19 protein-coding genes and 1 pseudogene are annotated in these 22,503 nt (G+C 72.7%); 14 read left to right on the forward strand and 6 right to left on the reverse strand.

Annotated elements, in window-relative coordinates; translation table 11 throughout:
* Positions 1 to 520 precede the first annotated feature (520 nt).
* The 3 genes from BS72_RS19235 (at position 521) to BS72_RS19245 (ending at position 3,874) form a co-directional block, all read left to right on the forward strand.
* Positions 521 to 1,720, forward strand: a complete 1,200-nt coding sequence (locus tag BS72_RS19235; RefSeq protein ID WP_037916695.1) for an RtcB family protein — start codon at positions 521 to 523, stop codon at positions 1,718 to 1,720.
* 94 nt (positions 1,721 to 1,814) lie between these two features.
* Positions 1,815 to 2,003: a hypothetical protein gene (locus BS72_RS19240; RefSeq protein ID WP_037912145.1), complete on the forward strand. Its 189-nt coding sequence runs from the start codon at positions 1,815 to 1,817 to the stop codon at positions 2,001 to 2,003.
* 191 nt (positions 2,004 to 2,194) lie between these two features.
* Entirely contained in the window at positions 2,195 to 3,874 is a 1,680-nt protein-coding gene (locus tag BS72_RS19245) for a DUF262 domain-containing protein (RefSeq protein ID WP_037912146.1), read from the forward strand.
* A gap of 51 nt (positions 3,875 to 3,925) precedes the next feature.
* Here the strand turns inward: BS72_RS19245 and BS72_RS19250 are convergent, their stop codons facing one another.
* The 3 genes from BS72_RS19250 to BS72_RS38485 all read right to left on the reverse strand — a co-directional run bounded on the left by BS72_RS19250 (position 3,926) and on the right by BS72_RS38485 (position 6,544).
* Positions 3,926 to 4,702 (reverse strand): class I SAM-dependent methyltransferase, encoded by a 777-nt coding sequence (locus tag BS72_RS19250; RefSeq protein ID WP_037912148.1) that lies wholly within the window; start codon positions 4,700 to 4,702, stop codon positions 3,926 to 3,928.
* 211 nt (positions 4,703 to 4,913) lie between these two features.
* Complete coding sequence (locus BS72_RS19255; RefSeq protein ID WP_037912151.1) at positions 4,914 to 5,678, reverse strand: SDR family NAD(P)-dependent oxidoreductase; 765 nt, start codon at positions 5,676 to 5,678, stop codon at positions 4,914 to 4,916.
* Between the two features lie 317 nt (positions 5,679 to 5,995).
* A complete protein-coding gene (locus BS72_RS38485; protein ID WP_232792704.1) occupies positions 5,996 to 6,544 on the reverse strand; it encodes a hypothetical protein in 549 nt (182 codons plus the stop codon).
* 664 nt (positions 6,545 to 7,208) lie between these two features.
* On the opposite strand from BS72_RS38485, the gene BS72_RS19265 reads away from it, so the two are divergent.
* From BS72_RS19265 to BS72_RS19280, 4 genes are all read left to right on the forward strand, one after another.
* A complete protein-coding gene (locus BS72_RS19265) occupies positions 7,209 to 9,371 on the forward strand; it encodes a glycosyl hydrolase family 28-related protein (RefSeq protein ID WP_037912154.1) in 2,163 nt (720 codons plus the stop codon).
* 276 nt (positions 9,372 to 9,647) lie between these two features.
* Positions 9,648 to 10,283, forward strand: coding sequence for a DUF433 domain-containing protein (locus BS72_RS19270; protein ID WP_051951276.1), 636 nt, complete (start codon positions 9,648 to 9,650; stop codon positions 10,281 to 10,283).
* On the forward strand, positions 10,283 to 10,723 hold the full coding sequence (locus BS72_RS19275) for a DUF5615 family PIN-like protein (protein ID WP_037912159.1): 441 nt from the start codon (positions 10,283 to 10,285) through the stop codon (positions 10,721 to 10,723). Before BS72_RS19270 ends, BS72_RS19275 begins: the two co-directional genes overlap by 1 nt.
* A gap of 84 nt (positions 10,724 to 10,807) precedes the next feature.
* Entirely contained in the window at positions 10,808 to 11,266 is a 459-nt protein-coding gene (locus BS72_RS19280) for an SUKH-4 family immunity protein (protein WP_232792470.1), read from the forward strand.
* A gap of 57 nt (positions 11,267 to 11,323) precedes the next feature.
* On the opposite strand, the gene BS72_RS19285 is transcribed toward BS72_RS19280, so the two are convergent.
* Both BS72_RS19285 and BS72_RS19290 read right to left on the reverse strand, forming a co-directional pair.
* Complete coding sequence (locus BS72_RS19285) at positions 11,324 to 11,743, reverse strand: hypothetical protein (protein ID WP_037912160.1); 420 nt, start codon at positions 11,741 to 11,743, stop codon at positions 11,324 to 11,326.
* Positions 11,744 to 12,075: 332 nt separating this feature from the next.
* On the reverse strand, positions 12,076 to 12,687 hold the full coding sequence (locus BS72_RS19290) for a hypothetical protein (RefSeq protein WP_232792471.1): 612 nt from the start codon (positions 12,685 to 12,687) through the stop codon (positions 12,076 to 12,078).
* Between the two features lie 106 nt (positions 12,688 to 12,793).
* Here BS72_RS19290 and hemL point away from each other — a divergent pair, with 106 nt between their 5' ends.
* The 7 genes and pseudogenes from hemL to ccsB all read left to right on the forward strand — a co-directional run bounded on the left by hemL (position 12,794) and on the right by ccsB (position 21,511).
* Positions 12,794 to 14,101, forward strand: coding sequence for a glutamate-1-semialdehyde 2,1-aminomutase (hemL, locus tag BS72_RS19295; RefSeq protein WP_037912163.1), 1,308 nt, complete (start codon positions 12,794 to 12,796; stop codon positions 14,099 to 14,101).
* A gap of 125 nt (positions 14,102 to 14,226) precedes the next feature.
* Positions 14,227 to 14,865 (forward strand): histidine phosphatase family protein, encoded by a 639-nt coding sequence (locus BS72_RS19300; protein WP_037916702.1) that lies wholly within the window; start codon positions 14,227 to 14,229, stop codon positions 14,863 to 14,865.
* A gap of 453 nt (positions 14,866 to 15,318) precedes the next feature.
* Positions 15,319 to 16,617, forward strand: coding sequence for a polysaccharide deacetylase family protein (locus BS72_RS19305; protein WP_078901854.1), 1,299 nt, complete (start codon positions 15,319 to 15,321; stop codon positions 16,615 to 16,617).
* A 285-nt stretch (positions 16,618 to 16,902) separates the two neighbouring features.
* Entirely contained in the window at positions 16,903 to 17,511 is a 609-nt protein-coding gene (locus BS72_RS19310) for a TlpA family protein disulfide reductase (RefSeq protein WP_037912165.1), read from the forward strand.
* 1 nt (position 17,512) lies between these two features.
* Positions 17,513 to 18,283: a cytochrome c biogenesis CcdA family protein gene (locus BS72_RS19315; protein ID WP_051951278.1), complete on the forward strand. Its 771-nt coding sequence runs from the start codon at positions 17,513 to 17,515 to the stop codon at positions 18,281 to 18,283.
* A 5-nt stretch (positions 18,284 to 18,288) separates the two neighbouring features.
* Positions 18,289 to 20,115: pseudogene (resB, locus tag BS72_RS34360) on the forward strand (cytochrome c biogenesis protein ResB); the annotation flags it as partial.
* Between the two features lie 325 nt (positions 20,116 to 20,440).
* Positions 20,441 to 21,511 carry a c-type cytochrome biogenesis protein CcsB gene (gene ccsB / locus BS72_RS19335; protein ID WP_051951968.1) on the forward strand — a complete coding sequence of 357 codons (1,071 nt, stop codon included), beginning with the start codon at positions 20,441 to 20,443 and terminating at the stop codon, positions 21,509 to 21,511.
* 247 nt (positions 21,512 to 21,758) lie between these two features.
* On the opposite strand, the gene BS72_RS38490 is transcribed toward ccsB, so the two are convergent.
* Positions 21,759 to 22,214: a PLDc N-terminal domain-containing protein gene (locus BS72_RS38490; RefSeq protein ID WP_232792472.1), complete on the reverse strand. Its 456-nt coding sequence runs from the start codon at positions 22,212 to 22,214 to the stop codon at positions 21,759 to 21,761.
* Positions 22,215 to 22,503: the final 289 nt, after the last annotated feature.

A 22,503-nucleotide genomic window follows, 5' to 3' on the forward strand; every position in this document is an offset into this window, starting at 1 on the left:
CCGGACGTGACGAAGACGACGGCCGGGACCGCCCGGGACCGGCCGGGGCAGTCGGCTCCGTCCTGCTGGATACGACATCAGGGAGGGCCGTCCGGTTCCCGTCCGGTTCTCGTCCCGTTCCCGTCCCGTTCCCGCGCGGAGACGGAAGGGCGGCAGCCGAGGCTCACCCGCCCGGGTGACACGGTCGCACCGGACCAGCACGTCGACCGTGGGGGGCGGCGAATCCGGGACCACCGGGGACGACCAAGGGGACGACCACCGGTGCGACCACCGTACGGGCGACCCCGGTGACGAACGACGTGACGAACGAGACGACGAACAAGACGACGGAGAGGACTCCAGACGGCCCCGCGGCAGCGGTGCCGGGCCGACACGCACCGCCTGAGCGCGGCGCGGAGGGGACCGGTACGGCGGGCGCGCGAGGGTACGCGTAGGGGGGAGGGTGACGGAGATGGACGAGACCAGGACGGCGCACGACGCCACGACCGGGTACACCGGGCCGGCGGCCGGACGCACCGGGATGCCGAGCGGGTACACCGAGGTGCCGGGCGTCAACGTGCCGATCCGGATGTGGGCCGACCCGGCCGGGGTCGAGGCGTCCGCGATGCAGCAGCTGCGCAACGTGTCCTCGCTGCCGTGGATCGAGGGCCTGGCCGTCATGCCGGACGTGCACTACGGCAAGGGCGCCACGGTCGGCTCGGTGATCGCGATGCGGGACGCCGTCTGCCCGGCGGCGGTCGGCGTGGACATCGGCTGCGGCATGAGCGCGGTGCGCACCTCGCTGCGCGCCTCGGACCTGCCCGGCGACCTGTCGCGGCTGCGGCAGCGGATCGAGCAGGCCGTACCGGTGGGCCGGGGCATGCACGACGATCCGGTCGACCCGGGCTCGCTGCACGGCTTCCCCACCGCGGGCTGGACGGAGTTCTGGAACGGCTTCGACGGGCTGGCCCGCGCGGTCCGCCCCAAGGCCGGCCGGGCCGCGCAGCAGATGGGCACCCTCGGCTCGGGCAACCACTTCCTGGAGGTCTGCCTGGACGGCGACGACCAGGTGTGGCTGATGCTGCACTCCGGCTCGCGGAACATCGGCAAGGAGCTGGCCGAGTACCACATCGGCGTCGCCCAGGGCCTGCCGCACAACCAGGGCCTGGTCGACCGCGACCTCGCCGTCTTCGTGGCCGGCACCCCGCAGATGGCCGCCTACCGCAACGACCTCTTCTGGGCGCAGGAGTACGCCCGCCGCAACCGGGCGCTGATGATGGCGCTCTTCCAGCGGGTCGTGGCCAAGGAGCTGAAGAAGGCCCGGCCGACGTTCGAGCAGGTCATCTCCTGCCACCACAACTACGTGGCGGAGGAGCGGTACGACGGCGTGGACCTGCTCGTCACCCGCAAGGGCGCGATCCGCGCGGGCGGCGGCGAGTACGGGATCATCCCCGGCTCGATGGGCACCAGCTCGTACATCGTCAAGGGCCTGGGCAACACCGCGGCCTTCAACTCGGCCTCCCACGGCGCCGGCCGCCGGATGAGCCGCAACGCGGCCAAGCGCCGCTTCACCACCCGGGACCTGGAGGAGCAGACGCGGGGCGTGGAGTGCCGCAAGGACTCCGGCGTCGTCGACGAGATCCCGGGCGCGTACAAGCCGATCGACCAGGTGATCAACCGCCAGCGCGACCTGGTCGAGGTGGTCGCGAAGCTCAAGCAGATCGTCTGCGTCAAGGGCTGACCGGGACGGGGCCGGACACTGACCGGACGAAGCAGGACACTGGCCGGACGAAGCAGGACACTGGCCGGACGAGGGAGGACCAGGAGGGGGCGGCGTGAGCCGGCGGCGGTATGTGGCCAGGGGAGTACCGGGGGGCTACCGGATCTGGGACAACAGGGGGCGGCGGTGGTGGGGCGACCTCTACGAGTTCTGCCCTGACGATCTCGTCGCCGAACTGAACGGTGCCGCTGCCCCGGAGCGGCTCACGGCCCTGCTCAAGCGGTACCGGGCGCTGAAGCGGTAGGTGGAGGTTGCTGTCGGGTCGGCCGACCGGCAGGAGTGACGTGCTTCAACGGCGGACCGACTCATCCGCCTCATCCGCCTCATCCGGGCGTGTCCGGGGCGGTTGGGTGGTGGGCGGGCGGCGGTTCGCCGTTCCGGCCGCCGTTCACCGTTCTGGCCACGCGGCCCGCCGCGCCGCGGAACGATGGGCGCATGAAGCAGCTCGAAGCCCATGAAATGCCCCTGGACAAGGTGTTCTGCAGCGACTACGACTTCCGCATCCCGCAGTACCAGAGGCCGTACGCCTGGGGAGCGGACCAGGCGGAGCAGCTGCTGTTCGACCTGACCGAGGCCATGGACGGCGGTTCGGAGGAACCGTACTTCCTGGGGTCGATCGTCCTGGTGAAGCGGCCTTCCGACTCCGTCGCGCAGGTCATCGACGGGCAGCAGCGGCTCACCACGCTGACCATCCTGCTCGCGGTGCTGCGCGACCTGACGGAGGACCCCGTGCTGCGGGCGGAGCTGGACGCGGCGGTCCGCGAGCCGGGCAAGGTGTCCAAGGGGCTGGCCGCCAAGCCGCGGCTGACGCTGCGCCCCAAGGACGCGGAGTTCTTCCGCCTCCGCGTGCAGGCCGAGGGCGCCACCACCGCGCTTGCGGAGCTTGCCGCCGGCGAGCTGAAGACCGACGCGCAGAAGGCCATCCGGGGCAACGCGATGGCTCTGTCGGAGGAGCTGTCGACGTGGACGGCCGAGCGGCGGCTCGACCTCGTCCAGATGATGATCGTGCGGACGTTCCTCGTGGTGGTGAGCACCCCCGACCTGAACAGCGCGCACCGGATCTTCAGCGTGATGAACTCGCGGGGGCTCGACCTCAAGCCCGCCGACATCTTCAAGTCGCAGATCATCGGCGACATCGGCGAGGGTGAGCTGGCGGACGCGGCCGCCGCCAAGTGGGAGGACGCCGAGCAGGCGCTGGGCCGGGACGACTTCGGCGACCTGTTCCTCCACCTGCGGACGATCTACGCGAAGGAACGGGCGAAGGCGGAGCTGCTCAAGGAGTTCCCCCGCCAGGTCCTGGAGCCGCACTTCCTGCCCGGCAAGGCGGCGCAGTTCGTCGACGACCTCCTCGTCCCCTACGCGAACGCGTACGTCCAGATGCGCGACTCCCGCTACGAGGCCGAGTCCGGCGCCGACCACGTCAACACGTGGTTCGGGAGGCTGGCGCAGATCGACAACAACGACTGGCAGCCGTCGGCCCTCTGGGCGCTGCGCACCCACGCCAACGACCCGAAGTGGCTCAACGACTTCCTGCGGGCCCTTGAGCGCCTGTCGGCCAGCATGTTCATCCGGCGGATGTACACCACCAAGCGGGTCCAGCGGTACGTCGAGCTGCTGCGGGACCTGGACGCCGGACACGGCCTGGACTCCCCCTCGCTCCAGCTCACCGACGAGGAGCGCGCGGCCACCCGGGAGCGCCTCGAAGGCCCCGTCTACCTGGACATCAGGACCCGCAAGTACATCCTGCTGCGCCTGGACCAGGTGCTGGCCGACGGTTCGGGGGTCGTCTACTCCCACCCGCTGATCACGGTGGAGCACGTCCTGCCGCAGAAGCCGGGGCGCGGCTCGCAGTGGTCGGCGGACTTCACCGACGAGGAGCGCCGGTTCTGGACCGACCGGCTCGCCAACCTGGTGCTCCTCAACCGCTACAAGAACGCGCAGGCGCAGAACTACGACTTCGCGGAGAAGAAGTCCCGCTACTTCACGGGAAAGCTGGGTGTGGCCAACTTCGCGTTGACCACCCAGGTCCTCCAGACCCGGGACTGGACCCCGGCCACCCTGCGGAAGCGCCAGACCGCGCTCATGGACGAACTCAGCGCCGCCTGGCAGCTCTGACCCGGCTACCAGCTCGGGTCTTCCGGCCTTCGGGCCTTCGGACCTTCGGACCTACGCCGGCTTGGACGCGCGCAGGGTGTAGACCTGCGGGAGGCCCTGGCCGGGCGGGAGGCGGAAGTGGCCGTGGCCGTACTCGTGGAGGAACTCCACGCGGAGCCCTGCGGCGGCCACCGCGCTGACGACGTCGCCGACGCCGTGCTGCCACTCGACCGTCCGGGTCGCCGTCATCGGCGCCGAGGTGTCGGCGTAGGTGCCCGGCTCGTCGAAGACGAGCGGCCCGCGGTGGAAGTAGTCGCCGTCCACGCTTCGGCCGTCCTCGGTGAGGACGTCGGCGACGGGGTGGAACTCGGCCAGGTAGAGGAAGCCGCCGGGGGCGGTCAGCGCCGCGACGGTCCGGGCCCACCGGGCGAGGTCGGGGAGCCAGCAGAGCGCGCCGAAGCCGGTGTAGACGACGTCGAACGTCCGCCCGTCGAGGGTTTCGACGGCGTCGTACAGGTCGGAGGTGACGAACCGGGCGGCCGTGGCGCCCGTCCGGGCGGCGAGGTCGCGGGCCGTGTCCAGGGCCGGCGCCGAGAAGTCCAGGCCGGTGACGGCGGCGCCGTGCCGGGCCCAGGAGAGGGTGTCCAGCCCGATGTGGCACTGGAGGTGGAGCAGGGTCCGGCCGCGGACGTCGCCGACCTCGGCGAGCTCGAAGTCCCGGAGGGTGTCCCGGCCGCCGACGAAGGAGGGCAGGTCGTAGAAGGAGCCGGAGGTGTGGATCGGGACGCGCTCGTCCCAGTTGGCGCGGTTGGCGGCGCGCCAGTCGGCGGCGTCGGGGCTCGTCGTCATGGCGGGCCACGCTAACCGCGGGCACGGACGGCGTTCAACGGATTTCCGGCCCCGCGACCGCCCGGCGACCGCCCGGCGACCGCCCGGCAACGGTCGGGCATCGTCCCACCTCCCGCCGGATGTCCCGCCGGATGTCCCGCCGGACCTCCCGCCCGGCGCCGGCAGGCGGGCGCGCGGGTGGGGACCGGAGGAGCGGGGCCTGGAGGGCGGACTACCGCACGCGGTGGACCTTGGAGTTGCTGGCCTGGGCGCGCGGGCGCAGGACGAGCAGGTCGACGTTGACGTGCGCGGGCCGGCTGACCGCCCAGGCCACCGTCTCGGCCACGTCCTCCGCGGTGAGCGGACCCTCCACGCCTGCGTAGACCGCTGCGGCCTTCTCGGCGTCGCCGTGGAAGCGGGTCAGCGAGAACTCCTCGGTCTTGACCATCCCGGGCGCGATCTCGATGACCCGCACCGGCTGGCCGCACAGCTCCAGCCGCAGCGTCTCGGCGATCACGTGCTCGGCGTGCTTGGCCGCGACGTAGCCGGCGCCGCCCTCGTAGGTGGCCAGCGCGGCGGTGGAGGTGAGGACCACGACGGTGCCGTCGCCGGAGGCGGTCAGCGCGGGCAGCAGCGCCTGCGTCACGTGCAGCACGCCGAGGACGTTCACCTCGTACATCGTGCGCCACTCGGCGGGGTCGCCGGTGGCGACCGGGTCGGTGCCCAGCGCGCCGCCCGCGTTGTTGACCAGCACGTGCAGCGGGGGCAGGTCGCCCAGGGCGGTGGCGAACGCGTCGACGGCGGCGCGGTCGGTCACGTCCAGCGCGTGCACGGAGGCGCTGTGGCCGGCCTCGGCCAGCTCCTTGGCGAGGGCTTCGAGCCGGTCGGTGCGGCGGGCGGCGAGCGCCACGTGGTAGCCGGCCTCGGCGAGGCTGCGGGCGGTGGCGGCGCCGATGCCGCCGCTCGCGCCGGTGACCACTGCGGTGCGGGTGCTCATGTCGTGCTCGCTCTCTCGCGACGGGGACGCTGTTGCTGACGGTACGCGACGGTGGGGCGCCGAAGGCGCGTGCCCTGCACCCTGCCGTGCTCGTGCCCGACCTCGTGTCCGACCTCGTGCCCGACCTTGTGTCCGACCTCGTGCCAGGCCCTGCGTCCGCGCTCGCTTCCGGGGCCTTCTCCTCGCGGCCAGGACAGGCGGGGCACCGTGGGCTCGACGTGCCGTTCCCCCGGGGGCGTCGGGGTTGTCGGGGTGTTGGGGCCGTCCCGGGCGGGGTGGCCGCCCCGGACACTCGCCGGCGCCCGGCCCGCGGGCGGTCAGCGGGTGCCGAGGGCGCGCAGGACGACCTTCTGCTCGTAGGTGAGCAGGGCGATGGTGGTGGCGCACATCACGGCGGCGAAGGCGAGGTGGGCCGGCCGGGAGGTGGCCGCGACGCCGATCGCACCGAGCGCGAAGTGCGCGCCCACCCGCAGGGCCACCAGAGCGACCGCGACCTTGCGGGTGCGGGCGCTCCTGAACATCGCGCGCGCCATCCGCAGGCCCCGCAGCCCGGTGCGGGCCAGGACGATGTTGGCGCCGACGGCGAGGGCCACCACCGTCCAGCCGTACGAGGAGGTCTTGACGAGGTCGTAGCAGGCACCGGTGACGCCCTCGAAGGCGAAGAACCACACGGGCACCGGCTTGAGCGCGGGTGCCGCGACCGCGGCAGAGGCGACCGCGTCAGCGGTGGCGGCGTCAGAGGCGGCGGCGTCACCGGTGGCGGCCCGGGACGTGGTGGCGGAGGTCCCGCTGGAGGTCACGGTGGAGGTCACGGTGGACGCGACGGTCGAGGTGGTGGACTTCGTGAACACGCCGGTGAGTGCCATGGCGTGAGCTTCCCGCGCGGGCCGGTGGGGGCGGCAGTGCAGGACGTCCGGATTCCCGGGTGACATCTGTCATGGGCCCGCACGCCGTCTGTCATGCCCGCCGGTCGCGCGGTGTCCGCCGGCGGATGTGCCAGACGTGCGGCTGGTGGTCGGGTACGGGAGCGCGTGCCGCGGAGGGTGCGTGGGCCCGCACAGGGATCAACGTCCCTCCAGGCGGCAGCCGGTGGGGACGCGGCGGCGGGCGGCGGCCTCCCCGTGAGTCCGCCGCCCGCGCAAACGGTACGGACGCGTCCGGTCCGCGAACGGTTCGCCGATCCGCCGGACCGGTCCGCCGCGCCGCAACCACCTCTGCTGTCCCAGGCGTTCACTGCAACACATCTTCGTGCAGCCGCAAAAAAGAGACGACGTAGTGAACTTGGACGCCACGCGCATGAAAACTACTGTGCACGCACCTTGTCGGGCGCCCCGGCCGCGGCCTACTGTCGCCACACCCCGACGGCGCCGCCGCCGGGCGGCCCGCGCGGCCCAGCGGGGGCCGGCCTTCCCGTACCGACCGGACCGTCCAAGCGCCGCGCCGCAGCTCACGTCCGGGGACCGAACCGTCCCCCGCCTCATTCCCCGTCCGGGCGCCCCCGCCCGCCCGACCGAGAGGAACCAGCCAGCGATGTCACGGAGCAGCACGGCCGCCACGGCGGCCCCGCCCCGCAGACCCCGGCGCAGCGTGCCGACGGCGCTCGCCGCCGTGGTCGCGGGCGCCCTCGGCCTCGGGGCCCTCGCCACCGCCCCGGCCCTCGCCACCGCCCCGGCCCACGCCACCGCCCCGGCCCTCGCCACCGCCCCGGCCCACGCCACCGCCCCGGCCCTCGCCTACGGCCATGCCGCGTCGTCCAGCGGCGGCGGTACGAGCGCGGCGGTCGGCGCCCCCGCCGCCACCCGGGCCGCGCTCGACCCCGCGCTCACCGGCGGCGCCGGCGCGGACCTCGGCTTCGTGGAGCAGGAGGCCGAGCACGCGACGACGAACGGCACGGTGATCGGCCCCGGGCGCGACGCCTACACGCTGCCCGCCGAGGCGTCCGGCCGCAGCGCGGTCACCCTCCAGCCGGGCCAGTACGTGGAGTTCACGCTGCCGAAGGCGGCCAACGCGATCAGCGTCCGCTACAGCATCCCGGACGCCCCTCTGGGCGGCGGCACCACCTCGCCGCTCCAGGTGACCGTGGACGGCAAGGACCGCCGCACGATGACGCTCACCTCGCAGTACGCCTGGTTGTACAACCAGTACCCGTTCTCCAACGACCCGGACGCGGACCTTCTCCACCCCGACCAGTGGATCACCGAGTGCGGCTGCGTGCCGGACCAGACCACGCCGACCCCCGTGGTGAGCAAGCCCTTCCGGCCCAACCACTTCTACGACGAGCAGCGGCTGCTGCTGGGCCGCACCTACCGGGCCGGGCAGAAGGTACGGCTGACGGTGCCGGCCGGCGCCGAGCCCACCACCGTCGACCTCCTGGACTCCCAGGCGGTGGCGGCCCCCAGGATCGACCTGGCCGCCGCCGACGTGCTCGCCTTCGGCGCCGACCCGACCGGCCGCCGCGACTCGGCTCCCGCGTTCGACCGGGCCATCGCCTTCGCCCGCAAGGCCCACCTCAAGGTGTACGTCCCGCCGGGCACGTTCCAGGTGGACCGGCACATCGTCGTGGACGACATCACCATCGAGGGCGCCGGCAACTGGTACACGATCATCAAGGGCCACCAGGTCACCCTGGGTTCGCCGGCGGCGGACGGTTCGCTCCACACCGGCGTCGGCTTCTACGGCAAGGACGCCGCGCAGGGCGGCAGTTCGAACGTCCACCTGTCGGACTTCGCGATCGAGGGCGACGTGCGCGACCGCGTCGACACCGACCAGGTCAACGGCATCGGCGGCGCGCTCAGCGACTCCACGATCTCCGGCCTGTACATCCAGCACACCAAGGTCGGCATGTGGTTCGACGGGCCCATGCACGACCTGTCGATCACCGGCAACGAGATCGTCGACCAGACCGCCGACGGCATCAACTTCCACACCGGCGTGACCGATTCGGTGGTCCGGAACAACGTCCTGCGCAACACCGGCGACGACGCGCTCGCGATGTGGTCGGACGGGACCGAGGACGCCCGCGACACCTTCGACCACAACACCGTCCAGACGCCGGTGCTGGCCAACGGCATCGCGCTGTACGGCGGTACGGACAACACCGTCTCGGACAACCTCGTCGCCGACCCGATCCGCGAGGGCAGCGGCATCCAGATCGGCTCCCGGTTCGGCGCGCAGCCGTTCACCGGCCATGTGTGGATCACCGGGAACACCACCGTGCGGGCCGGCACGTTCGACCTCAACTGGCAGATCGGGCTCGGCGCGATCTGGTTCTACGCGCTGGAGCGGAACATCGACGCGGACGTCGAGGTGACCGGCGACAGCTTCCTCGACACCACGTACAACGCGATCATGCTGGTGAGCGACTTCCCGGTGAAGGACCTGTACTCGATCACCAACGTCCACTTCAAGGACGTCCGCGTCGACGGCACCGGCACCTCCGTGGTCAGCGCCCGGGTGGCGGGCGGCGCGACGTTCCAGGACGTCCAGGCGCGCGGCGTGGGCGCGGTCGGCGTCAACAACTGCGGGTCGTTCCACTTCACCCCCGCCGGCTCGGAGTTCACACTGACCGACCTCGGCGGCAACACGGGCGGCGGCACCACCGGCGACTGGCTGGCCCCCTGGGAGCTGCCCAACACCATCACCTGCGACGACCGCCCCGCGGTCGTCCCCCCGCCCGCCCCGTCCCCCTGGTGACGCCCACCTCCGAGTGACGCCCACCGCCGCGTGACCGCACCCGCCTCGCACCCCCACGTGCGCCGCGCCCCCACACCCCACCCGCCGCCGGCCGCCCGGACCTCCCCCGGACGGCCGGCGGCGCCGTTCCCGGGAAACGGAGCCGCGCCCGTGAAAGCGGCGCGGCGCTGTCGTGGGCGCGCTTGACCGTGCCCGCGGCGCGGCCGCGGTGCGGTAGCGTCGGTCGGCACGGAAATGCGATGCTGTCGGCGCAGGCGTGCGAAAGGAGAATTCGGCGTGGCGTACTCGACGCGTATGGCGGCCGCTCTGTCCGGCGCCACCACCGCGCAGCTCAAGAACTGGCGGAACGACCGCGGGAACGGCCCGGTTCTCCGGCCCGAACTCGCGTCGAATCCCGCTCTCTACTCCTTTCGCGACGTGCTGGCGCTGCGTGCTTTCGCGCAGCTGCGCCGAACGGTCTCCCTGCAGAAGATCCGCAAGGCCCTCACCACCCTGAAGGGCTTCGGCGAGGTGGAGCACCTCTCCAGCTACCGGCTGGTGGCCGAGGGGGATTCCGTCGTCCTGGTGGACGACGACGATCACGGGACGGACCTGGTCAGACGGCCGGGGCAGCGGGTCATCGCCACGCTGGGAGACATCCTCGCCGAGTTCGCCCCCCGGCCCGGCGTCGTCGTCCCGCACCTTCTCCATCCCAAGCAGCACGTGAGCGTCGACCCCGCGACCCAAGGCGGCCAGCCGGTCATCGCCGGCACCCGGGTGCCCTTCGACGTCGTCGCCGACCTGCTGCTCAGCGGTGTTCCCGCCGAGGAGGTCGAGGAGTACTACCCGGGCGTCACGGCGCAGGCCGCGCGGGACGCGGCGTCGTTCGCCCTCTACGTGGACAGCTACGCGCCGGGAGAGCGCGCCGCCTGATGCGCATTCTTGTCGACGAAAACGTTCCGGTGCAGATCCTGGGAATTCTGCGGCAAGTACTCCTCCGCCAGGACGTGCAACATATCGGTGAGATCGGCTGGTCGGGGAAGAAAGACCTCACCGTGCTCGCCGACGCTTCCGCTAAAGGGTTCGAAGCCTTTCTCACCCGGGACGGACGACAACTGGAGAACCCCTCGGAAGCGGCGGCGATCAAGAAGTCCGGGATACACCACATCCGGTTCAGCCAGAGCCAGAAGGGCATGCCCGGCCTCGGGCTGGCCATGGGCGCGGTGATCGCCGCGATGCCACTGGTGGTACCGGAGCTCGAAACGGCGAGCGGCCAGCGGCTCGTCCACATCAAGGGCCTCACCCCCGAGCCCCGGCACCGGTTCGACCTCGTCGATCCGGCCAAGGCCCCGCCGGCCTACTGGCCGCGGTAGGCGCGCTGCTCCACCAGGCTCCTTGCCGTCACCACCCCCGCGCGGGTCCCGGCCGGAACGGGTACCGAAACCTAGACTCGACCGGTGGACAACGAAGCCGGGTACGCCGCCGAGTACGACGCCGTGACCGATGCCGAGATCGAGGCGGGCCTCGCCGAGCGGGGCGGCAGCCCGTACCCGGGGACGTGGCATTCCGCGCCCTTCGCCGACCGCGCCGTCTTCGACGTGGACTACGCCGTGGTCGCCTTCGACCTCGGCCTCAGCGCGCTCGGCGTCCGGCGCGACGACGGCTCCCTGTGGCTCCTCCCCGCCGACGGCGACCCCCACCTCGTCAACTCCTCCGTCGCGGCCTTCACCGCCTGCACCCACGCCTACGACCAGGCCCGCACCGAGGCCGAGGCGGACGGGGACAGCGGCGACCGGGACGCCCTCACCGACGCCCTCCTGGAACGGCTCGCCTCGATCGACGGCGCGGCCGCCGCCGAGGAGAACTCCTTCTGGCACGCGGCCGCCGAGGAGTTGGGCCGCGGCATGGCGGCGTAAGGGGCCCAAGACCACAGCCCGCGGCCCTTGCTCCGCCCCACTCCGTGCTACTCCGCGCTACTCCGGGCCGCTCAGCGCCGCCCGCAGTGCCGCCGTCACGTCCGCCGTCGGGTGGGCCGCGCGCAGGGCGGCGGCGGCCTGCGCGAGGACCTCGTCGCAGGCGTCGGGCGGGGCCGAGGTGAGGGCCTGGCGCAACCAGGCGGTGAGGGCGGCGGGTTCGGGTGGAGGCGGGGTGCGCCAGGGGAGCGGCGCGGCGGCGGAGGCGTAGGCGGCCGGGGGGAGGCCGACGCGCTGCGGGTGGACGCAGACGGGGACTCCGGACGGGGTGCGGCGCATGCCGTTCGCGAAACGGCTCTCGGGTGAGGGGCGCGGGTGCACGTCGAACGCCCCGCCGGGCAGCCGGGTCGAGGGGCAGACGCCGCACACCGGCCGCTCGGTACCGTCCGCGAAGGGCCGTTCACCCCCGGCGTTCGCCATGCGCACCCTCCGTTGCCGGGGCCTCAGGCGTACCAGCGTAGTGCCGGCACGCGAACGGACGGTGACGGTCCGGCTGTTCGCGGATCGCCCGCCGGGCGGTGCGTGTTGGAGCCGTGGCGGTGACACGCCAGCACCGGATGCGGCGAAACGAGGCATAACGCCAGGGTGTTGGGAGGCCGTGCCGGGCGCCGGGGTGTGCCGGGGTGCGGCGGTGCCGATGTGACGGCGGCCGTGGGGGGCCGGGTCGGCCGACGTCAGCCCGGTCGGGGCGAGTCGGGCCAGGGAGGTGCTGCTGCCGACGCCCCCGGGAGGTGGTGCGGGTCAGGGGCCGGTCAGGGCCAGACGAGGCAGTACAGCTGGTGGCCGGACTCCTCGCAGCGGCGGGCGAAGTCCTGCCACTCGTGCAGCATCTGGTAGATGACGAAGGCGTCGCGCGGACCGCGCCGGTCGGGCACCGTGGACCAGATGAAGGCCGCCGCGCCCAGCGACTCCTCCTTCGCGGTGCGCAGCGGGTCGACCACGGACGCGGGCAGCCGGACCACCGCGTAGTCCGGGTGCAGCACCACCAGCTCCAGCGGCGGGACCTTGTTCGGAGGTATGCCCTCGATGCCGGTGAGCACCATCGCGGCCATGGTCTCGGGCTTGACCTTGGTGTACATGCCCTGCCCGAGCTCGTCCCCGCCCAGTTCCTCGGGGCGCATGGAGATCGGCACGCGTGCCGCGGTGGCTCCGTCGGGCGCACCGAAGTACTTGTAGGTCACCCCCACGCGGCCACCCCTGCTCCTGCCCTCTGCGGTCGGTCGCGGCTCCGGACCACGGTGCCCGGAATCGCGGTGCTCCTGCGGCGCGCGGTCGGCGGGCCGCCGTCGGCGACCGGTGGGGCGTGGTTCTTCGGGCTCGCGCTCGCCCGGCACCTCGCCCGGTCCGTCACCGCGCTGCTGCATTCCACTACCCGACCATCCGCCGACCCAACCATGCAACCCGATCATCGTCTCAGATGCCGCACTGAGACGTTGCGGCGCAACGCCCGTCGTTTGAGAACATGAGTGTGTGAGCTATCCGTACGAAGCACCAGTGTCCCAGGAACTCTTCGACCGCGCGGCGGCCGTGACGCCAGGTGGCGTGAACTCCCCGGTGCGGGCCTTCGGCGCCGTCGGCGGCACCCCGCGCTTCATGGTCTCCGGCGCCGGGGCGTACCTGACCGACGCCGACGGGCGGGAGTACGTCGACCTCGTCTGCTCCTGGGGGCCGATGATCCTCGGCCACGCCCACCCCGAGGTGGTGGACGCCGTGCGCTCCGCCGTGGCCCGCGGCACCTCCTTCGGCACGCCCAGCGCGGGCGAGGTGGAGCTGGCCGAGGCCATGGTGGCCCGGGTGGAGCCGCTGGAGCAGGTGCGGCTGGTGTCGTCCGGCACGGAGGCCACCATGTCGGCGATCCGGCTGGCCCGGGGCTTCACCGGCCGCCCCAAGGTGGTGAAGTTCGCCGGCTGCTACCACGGCCACGTGGACGCGCTGCTGGCCTCGGCCGGGTCCGGCGTGGCGACGTTCGGCCTGCCCGACACCCCCGGTGTGACGGGCGCGGCGGCCGGCGAGACGATCGTGCTGCCGTACAACGACATCGAGGCCGTGCGCGCCGCCTTCGCCGCGAACGAGGGCCAGATCGCGTGCGTGATCACCGAGGCGTCGCCGGGCAACATGGGCATGGTCCCGCCCCAGGACGGCTTCAACGCGCGGCTGCGCGACCTGTGCCGGCAGAACGGCGCGCTGTACATCTCCGACGAGGTCATGACGGGCTTCCGAGTGACCCCGGCCGGGTGGTACGGCATCGACGGGGTTGCACCCGATCTGATGACGTTCGGCAAGGTGATGGGCGGCGGCTTCCCGGCTGCGGCGTTCGGCGGGCGGGCCGACGTGATGGCCGCTCTGGCCCCGGCCGGCCCGGTGTACCAGGCAGGCACGCTGTCCGGGAACCCGGTCGCCACCGCGGCCGGCCTCACGCAGCTGCGGCTGCTGGACGCGGCGGCCTACGCGCGGCTCGACGCGGTCTCCGGCCGGCTCCAGGATCTGGTATCGGAGGCGCTGACCAAGGAGGGCGTCGCCCACCGGGTGCAGAGCGGCGGCAACATGTTCTCCGTCTTCTTCACCGCGGACGAGGTGCGGGACTACGAGGGCGCCAAGCGCCAGGAGGCGTTCCGGTACACCGCCTTCTTCCACGCCATGCTGGCGCGGGGCGTGTACCTGCCGCCGTCGGCGTTCGAGTGCTGGTTCGTGTCCACGGCCCTGGACGACCAGGCCGTTCAGCGGATCGCCGACGCCCTCCCGGCGGCGGCGCGGGCAGCGGCGGAGGCGACGGCATGACCGGGCGGGACGACGCGGACGGGCGGGACGGCGTGAGCGGGCGGGACGGCGTGGACGAGGGCGGAAGCGGCACGGCCGGGCAGCGCGCGGCGAGCGGGTCCGACCAGCTGACCGTGGTCCACCTCATGCGCCACGGCGAGGTGCACAACCCCGAGGGCGTGCTGTACGGGCGGCGCCCCGACTTCCACCTCTCGGAGCTGGGCCGGCGGATGGCGGACCGGGTGGCCGAACACCTGTCCGGCCGGGACATCCGGTACGTGGTCGCCTCGCCGCTGGAGCGCGCGCAGGAGACGGCCGCGCCGGTGGCGGCCGCGCACGGGCTCGACGTGGCGGTCGACGAGCGGCTCATCGAGGCGGCGAACGTCTTCGAGGGCAAGACCTTCGGCGTCGGCGACGGGGCGCTGCGCCGGCCGGCCAACTGGAAGTACCTCACCAACCCCTTCAGGCCCAGCTGGGGCGAGCCGTACGCGGAGCAGGCGGAGCGGATGAAGGCCGCGCTGCGGGCGGCGCGGGACGGCGCGGTCGGGCACGAGGCGGTGTGCGTCAGCCACCAGCTGCCGATCTGGATCGCGCGGTGCTCGGTCGAGGGACGGCGGCTCTGGCACGACCCGCGGCGGCGGCAGTGCACGCTGGCGAGCCTGACGTCGTTCACGTTCCAGGGCGACGAGATCGTCTCGGTGGCCTACACCGAGCCCGCGCTGGACCTGGTGCCGGAGAAGCTGCGGGCCGGGGCGAAGCCGGTCAAGGGGTCCGTCGGGGCGTAGCGCTCGGACAGACGGTTCGCGGGGTGGCGGCGGCACCCTCGGGGGTACGCCGGAGCGGCGGGGCGCGGAGTTCGCGCCCCGCCGCTGGCGTGCTCGGGTGCTGGTGCTGGTGCTGGTGCGGGTGCTGGTGCTGGCGGGGTCGGGCGCGGTCCGGGGGCGCGCCGTTGGCGGCTGGGCGCTGGGGTCCGGGGGCGCGCCGGTCCTCGGGTTCTCGCGCGGTGCCCCGCGCCGTACCCAGGGCCGTCCTGGGGCGTCGGGCGCTCGCCCCCTTCGGGGGCTTGCGGTGAGGGCGGGAGGGTGAAGCAAATGGGCTGAAAGGATGTAAATACTACGAAAGCCCCCCATCTGGTGTGACCTCGCGGAATCTCTGAGGTCCAGGCGGGTGGCCGAATCAGCGCCGATCCCGGCCGTCCGCCGCCTCCGTCGAGGAAGCCGCCGATGAACGGGGAACGCATGAGCGCGATGAGCCGCAGGACCCTGCTGACCACGACCGCCGGAGCCGCCGCGGGGCTCGCCGTGGCGGGGTGCGGCTCGATGGACGGAAGCTCGTCGCGCTCGGCCCCCGACACCCGCCGCAGCGGGGACCACTCCAGCGCCAGCGGCCAGAAGCCCCAGCGGACGGTCCGGCTCATCGGGGACGGCTCCACCGCCGACACCGGGCCGCAGCCCAACCAGCCCGTCGTCGACCGGCTGGAACCGGGCCAGACGCCGCCGCAGTTCGTCGTCTTCTCCTGGGACGGGGCCGGCGAGATCGGCAACGGCCTCTTCCCCCGCTTCCGCAAGCTCGCCGACGACCACGGCGCGAAGATGACCTTCAACCTCTCCGGCATCTACCTGCTGCCCGAGGCCAAGAAGTACCAGTACGCCCCGCCCAACGGACCCCTGGGCGCCTCCGACATCGGCTACCTCGCCGACGACCACATCCGCATGACCCTGGACAACCTGCGGCAGTCGTGGAACTCCGGGCACGAGATCGCCACCCACTTCAACGGCCACTTCTGCGCCGGCACCGGCAGCGTCGGGCGCTGGACCCCGGCGGACTGGAAGTCCGAGATCGACCAGGCGGTGGCGTTCGTCACGCAGTGGAAGACGAACACCGGGTGGCACGACGAGGAGCCGCTGCCCTTCGACTACGCCAGGAACCTCGTCGGCGGCCGCACCCCGTGCCTGCTCGGCCAGGACAACCTGCTGCCTACCGCCGCCGCGATCGGCTGGCGCTACGACACCAGCAACCCCGGCGGCGACCAGATCTGGCCCGACAGGATGCAGGGGCTGTGGAACTTCCCGCTCCAGCTCATCCCGTTCCCCGGCCACTCCTTCGAGGTCCTGTCCATGGACTACAACATGCTGGCCAACCAGTCGCACGCCGCCACCAGGTCCGACCCGCTCAACTACCCCGGATGGCGCAGCCAGGCCACCGCCTCCTACGTCGCCGGCTTCCAGCGCGCGTACGAGACCAACCGCGCGCCCTTCTACATCGGCAACCACTTCGAGGACTGGAACGGCGGCATCTACATGGACGCCGTCGAGGAGAGCTTCAAGTACATCGTGTCGCTCGGCTACAAGGACGTGCGGCTGGTCTCCTTCCAGCAGCTCAGCGACTGGCTCGACGCGCAGGACCCGGCGCTGCTGGCGAAGCTGCGCGAGCTGGAGGTCGGTGAGCAGCCGCCCGGCGGCTGGCGGCAGTTCCTCGGCCAGGTGCCCGCCTCCGAGGCCACCGGCAACACCGCCGCGGCGACCGCCGCCACCTGAGGCCGAAAGGGGGCGCCCTCCACGGGAAGGCGCCCCCGAGGTCGTCCCGAACCGTCCCGAGGCCGTCCCCGAACCGTTTCGAAGGCTGTCCACGAAGCCCTCCCGGAGGCCGTCCCCCGAGGTCCGTGGCACCCTCAGTACTCCAGAGCACCCCGAGGATCGACACCCCGGAAAAAAGGGGTAATGTGACGGTCGTCGCGTCCTTACTTGGGGCGATTGCCGCGTTTTGGGGTTCGTGCCGGGGGGCGCGGAAGATCGCCCCCAGCGCCATGCGAAACTTTTCACATGAGTTCTCCGCGCGCCCTCGGACGCCTGCTCCGCCGTGCCGTCGCACCGGCCGGGGCCGTGGCGTCGGCGCTTGTGCTCGCCGCCTGCTCCTCATCCTCGTCCTCCTCCGCGGGCGAGAACGCCAACTTCGTGAACGGCAGCGGAGCCATCACCACGGTGAAGGCCGCCGACCGCAAGCCGGCGCCCGACCTGTCCGGTGGCACCGTCGCGGGCGGGACGACGAGCCTGGCCGCCTACAAGGGCAAGGTCGTGGTCATCAACATCTGGGGATCGTGGTGCGCGCCCTGCCGCGCGGAGGCCCCGAACCTCGCCGCGGTCGCGTCCGCGGACGCCGCCAAGGGCGTGCAGTTCCTCGGCATCAACACCCGCGACCTCGACAAGACCAACGCGGAGAACTTCGACCAGCGCTACAAGATCAGCTATCCGAGCCTGTACGACCCGTACGGCAAGCTCATCCTGCGCTTCCCCAAGGGCAGCCTGAACCCGCAGAGCCTGCCGGCCACGATCGTCGTCGACCGGCAGGGCCGGGTCGCCGCGCGCGCGTTGACCGCGCTCACCGAGGACCAGCTGCGCAAGCTCGTCGACCCGATCGCCGCGGAGCAGTGACATGCCCGGCACCGCGCTGACGGAGCTGGCCGGCACGCAGGACACCGTCGCCAACGGGGCCTTGCTGGCCGCCATGCCGATCGCGATGTTCGCCGGTCTGATCTCGTTCTTCTCACCCTGCGTGCTGCCGCTGGTGCCCGGCTACCTGTCCTACGTGACCGGCGTCACCGGCACCGACCTCGCCGAGGCCCGGCGCGGCCGGATGCTGGCCGGGGCCTCGCTGTTCGTGCTCGGCTTCAGCGCCGTGTTCGTCTCCACCGGCGCGCTCTTCGGCAACTTCGGCTGGACCCTCCAGGAGCACCGGCAGGTCCTCACCCGGATCTTCGGCGTGATCACCATCGTGCTGGGGCTGGCCTTCATGGGCCTCGTCGGCGGCATCACCCAGCGGGAGCTCCGCTTCCACTACCGCCCGGCCATGGGCCTGGCCGGCGCGCCGGTGCTCGGTGCCTTCTTCGGGCTGGGCTGGGCGCCGTGCGTCGGCCCGACGCTCGCCACCGTGCAGAGCCTGGCGCTGAGCAACGCGAGCGCCGGGCGGGGGGCGCTGCTGATGGTCGTCTACTGCCTGGGGCTGGGGGTGCCCTTCATCGTGGCGGCCATAGCTTTCCGCCGTACGCTGGGCGCCTTCGCGTGGGTCAAACGCCACTACGCCTGGGTCATGCGCCTCGGCGGCGGCATGTTGGTCGCTGTCGGCGTCCTGCTGGTGACCGGCGCGTGGGATCACATCACCTACCAGATGCAGGTCTGGTCGACCGGCTTCACCCCAGGGGTCTGAAAGCAATGAGCATCACGCAGCAGCCCGGCCGGGGCGACGGCGAGCGCGCCGACGCGTCCGGCACCGTCCCCGCGCAGGCGGCCGTCCCCGGTTCCGGGGAGGACGCCGAGCGCGAGGACGGCCTGGGCGCGGCCGGCGCGCAGCTGTCCACGGCGCCGGCGGACACCCTGGACTCCGTGCCGGCGCTGGGCGTGGCCGGCACGCTGCGCTGGATGTGGCGGCAGCTCACCTCGATGCGGATCGCGCTGATCCTGCTCTTCATGCTGTCCCTGGCGGCCATCCCCGGCTCGCTGATCCCGCAGCACAGCGACGCGCTGAAGGTCGCCGACTTCAAGAAGAAGCACCCGGACATCAGCCCGCTATACGAGCGGCTCGGCCTGTTCCACGTCTACAGCTCGCCGTGGTTCTCCGCGATCTACATCCTGCTCTTCGTCTCGCTGGCCGGCTGCATCATCCCGCGCAGCTGGCAGTTCGTCGGCCAGTTGCGGTCGAAGCCGCCGGCCGCGCCGCGCAACCTGACCCGGCTGCCCGCCTACAGCACCTGGCGCACCGACGCCGAGCCCGAGCAGGTCGCCGAGGCCGCCCGCCGGGTGCTGCGCGGCCGCCGCTTCCGCACCGTGGCCACCGGCAGCTCCGTCGCCGGTGAGAAGGGCTACCTGCGGGAGGCCGGCAACCTGTTCTTCCACGTGGCCCTGTTCGGCCTGCTCATCGGCTTCGCGTGGACCTCGCTCAACCAGGCGTCCGGCGGCAAGCTGATCGTCTCCGGTGACGGCTTCGTCAACAACCTCACCCAGTACGACGACTTCTCCCCGGGCACCCTCTACAACGCCGACGACCTCAAGCCGTTCGGCTTCCAGCTCGACAACTTCGACTCCGCCTACGCCACCACCGGCCCCGAGCGCGGCACCGCGCTGAAGTTCGTGGCCAACATCCACTACTGGAACGGTGCCGACGGCAAGGAGAAGAAGGGCACGATCGCCACCAACCACCCGCTGAGCATCGGCGGTGAGAAGGTCTACCTGATCTCCCACGGCTACGCCCCGGAGGTCACCGTCCGGGACGGGCAGGGCAAGGTCGCCTTCCAGGGCCCGGTGCCGTTCCTGCCGCAGGACACCAACCTCACCTCGCCCGGCGTGGTGAAGGTGCCGGACTCGCTCGACAAGAGCGGCAAGGCCGACCAGCTCGCCTTCCAGGGCACGTTCGTGCCCACCGGCGACGCGTCCGAGGGGCCGTTCTCGCTCTTCCCGGCGCTGGACGCCCCGGTGCTCTTCCTCACCGCCTACCACGGCGACCTCGGGCTGGACTCCGGCATCGCGCAGAACGTCTACCAGCTTGACACCACCCACATGAAGCAGTTCAAGCTGCCGCAGGCCGCGAAGGGCATGGACGGGGTGGCGCTCACCCCGGGCAAGACCCTCCAGCTGCCCGACGGCGCCGGCAGCCTGACCTTCAACGGCGTGAAGACGTGGGCCAGCTTCACCGTCTCCCACCAGTCCGGCAACGAGCTGGCGCTGGTCAGCGGCATCGTCGCGATCCTGGGCCTGATGGGCTCGCTGTTCATCCAGCGCCGCCGGGTCTGGGTGCGGGCGGTGCCCGCGGCGGACGGCGTCGGCACGCTGGTCGAGCTCGGCGGCCTCGGCCGCAGCGAGTCCGCGCGGATCGCCGACGAGCTCGGCGACATCGCGCTGGCGCTGCTGCCCGACGCGCCGACCCGGCCGGAGCCGACGGAGGACGAACTCGCGGCCCCGAGCGGTTCGGGCGGTGAGGACGGCAACGACGGCGAGGACGGCAACGACGTCTCGCCGTCGGACGGCGGCGACGCGTCGGCGGAGACGGACGGCGACGCCGCGCCCGGAGCATCCGGCGGGCAGGACCCGGCCGGAGAGCCCGCGCGCGCCGGCGGCCAGGCCGACCCCCGCCCGGCCACGCGGCGGTCCCCGACCAGCAGGGCGAGCCGCCGGCCAGGCCGCACGCCGCGCAACCCGACGTGGCCGACCGGGACCACCCGGCCGACCCGGCCGATCAGGCCGAAGGAAACCCCCTGCCCGGTCAGGCCGACCGGAACCACCCCGTCGAGGAAACCGACGACGAAGGAGCCCGCGCGTGAACAACGTCGCTGCCGCGGTCAACGAGAACTTCGCCAACTACAGCAACTACATGGTCCGCTCGGCGATGTTCGTCTACGCGCTCGCCTTCCTCGCGCACCTCGCGGAGTGGGTCTTCGGCGGACGCAGCAAGATCGCCGTCCAGTCGGCCGCGCTGACCGCAGAGGCCGGCGCGACCGGTGTGGCCGGTGTGGCCGGCGGAGCCGCGCAGGCCGCCGCCGGGCCCGCGGTCCAGGTCGTCAGCAAGCGGGCCGGCACCACCACCCTGGAGCGGCCCAAGGTCATCACCCGCGCCTCCGCCAGCGACCGCGGCATCGCCGACGGCCCCGGCGCCGCGGGCGGCAGCGCGAAGGGCGACCTGTACGGCCGGATCGCCATCTCCTTCACCGCGCTGGCCTGGGTGCTGCACGTCTGCGGCGTCGCCTTCCGCGCGGCGTCCGTGCAGCGCGCCCCCTGGGGCAACATGTACGAGTTCTCCGTCACCTTCGGCGCGGTGGCGGTGGGCGCCTACCTGGTGCTGCTGGCGCTGAGGAAGGACGTCCGCTGGATCGGGCTCTTCCTGACCACGACGGTCCTGCTCGACCTCGGCCTGGCGCTGTCGGTGCTCTACACCTCCAGCGAGCAGCTGGTGCCCGCGCTGCACTCGTACTGGCTGTGGATCCACGTCTCGTGCGCGATCATCTCCGGCGCGGTCTTCTTCCTCGCCGCCGTGGGCACGATCCTCTACCTCTTCCGCGACCACTTCGAGGTCGCCCTGACGGCGGGCAAGGCGCACGACGGGCGCTGGGGCGACATCATGCGGCGGCTGCCGTCCGCGGCCAGCCTCGACAAGTTCGCCTACCGGATGAACGCGCTGGTCTTCCCGCTGTGGACGTTCACGATCATCGCGGGCGCGATCTGGGCGCAGGCCGCCTGGGGCCACTACTGGGAGTGGGACCCGAAGGAGACCTGGTCGTTCATCACCTGGGTCCTCTACGCCGGCTACCTGCACGCCCGCGCCACCGCCGGGTGGAAGGGCCGCAAGGCCGCCTACCTGGCGATGATCGCCTTCGCGTGCTTCCTCTTCAACTACTACGGCGTGAACATCTTCGTCACCGGGAAGCACTCCTACGCCGGAGTCTGACGACTGCTCCGCGCCCGTCCGAGCCCCGGCGCCGCCAACCAGTACGCCGGCGCCGGACACCACGGCCGCGTGCCCGTACCTGACAACGGGCACGCGGCCGTGCACGTCCTCCCAGCCCGCCGGCGAACCCCGCCCCGGTGAACCGGTGAACCGGTGAACCGGTGACCGGCCGGCCCGCCCCTTGCGGCCCGGTCCCTGGCGAACCCCCGGCGCGGCCGCCGTCGGGGCTCCCCGCGGGACCGGGTCCTCAGTCCTGCATGCCCTTGCGGCGCCGCTCGTCCAGCGACCGCAGGAACTCCGGGTTGTCGTCCGGCGGCACCCAGCCGCTCGGCAGGTCCGAGCCGAACCCGCCCGGCACCGGCCCCGGCTCCGGGCTGCCCGGCGTGCCCGAGAGGACGTCGTAGGGGCCGTACGGTCCGGTCCGGGTGTCCTGCGCCACGCGCCCGTCGCGGGGGTGCTGCTGCTGGCTCAGCCACTCGACGGGGATGCCGCCGGGGCCGATCGCCCGCTCGGGGCGGCGGCCGAGCGCCAACCACGCCAACGGGCCCACCAGTACCGGTCCGAGCAGCAGCACGATGGCCAGCCAGAGGCCCTTCGGGAGCCGGCGGACGCGGTGCGGCGGCGTCCCCAGGCAGTCCACGAACGCGTGTATCCACACGGCGAGGATCAGCAGGTACGGGACGATCCGGAGCAACGAAGACACCCCCGGTGACTCGCGGGGGCGCCAACCGCCCCTGGTCCCCCCAGCGTAACCACGGCCCGGCGCGAACGGCCGGTCCCGACCGGAACGATCTCCGCCGGATGTGCCGCCGACACGCCCGCCGGGGCCGGGTGGCGGCCGCCGTCCGAGCCGACGTCCCCGTTGGCGTCCCGACCGCTGTCCGGTCCGCCGTCCCGACCGCCGTCCGGTCCGCCGTCGCGACCGCGGTCCCGACCGCGGCCCAGGCCGGACGTCCGGCGCAGCCGGCCCGGTCCGTCCCGGCACGGGTCCG

It is taken from the genome of Actinacidiphila yeochonensis CN732 (assembly GCF_000745345.1).
GTDB classification, from domain to species: Bacteria; Actinomycetota; Actinomycetes; order Streptomycetales; family Streptomycetaceae; genus Actinacidiphila; species Actinacidiphila yeochonensis.